Origin of the sequence: Bariatricus sp. HCP28S3_A4 (genome assembly GCF_052066395.1) — a bacterium.
Classification (GTDB): Bacteria; Bacillota; Clostridia; order Lachnospirales; family Lachnospiraceae; genus Allocoprococcus.
Genome location: NZ_JBQHSE010000114.1, coordinates 1 through 316, shown reverse-complemented (window position 1 = coordinate 316; position 316 = coordinate 1). Strand labels below are relative to the sequence as shown.

The 316-nt window shown below is 41.5% G+C and carries 1 pseudogene; it reads left to right on the top strand.

What is annotated here, in order from left to right:
• Nucleotides 1-273 (top strand): annotated as a pseudogene (locus ACTNBF_RS16600) (hypothetical protein); the annotation flags it as partial.
• Between the last annotated feature and the right edge of the window lie 43 nt (nucleotides 274-316).

The following is a 316-nucleotide window of genomic DNA, read 5'->3' as shown; positions in this document are numbered from 1 at the left end:
CGTCGCTGGATTACTAAGGAAGATAACCTCGGCAATTCAACCATGCTGTTAAATCCAACTGATCCTGAGGCTACATACCGAAGGAAAGCAGGGAAAGAATATCGCGGCTATATGGCTAATGTAGAGGAAACTGTTGGGAAAAATGGTTCTGTTGTAACCAGCTATGAGTATGAATCCAATATCCATTCAGACTCACAGTTTATAAAAGAACATCGAACTACTTCCTACTGCATTGACAGCCAAAAAGAATCGGCGAGATGTTTCCGGATTTGAAATGGACGAAGAAAAAACAAAAGTGATAAAGTGTCCGGCAGGA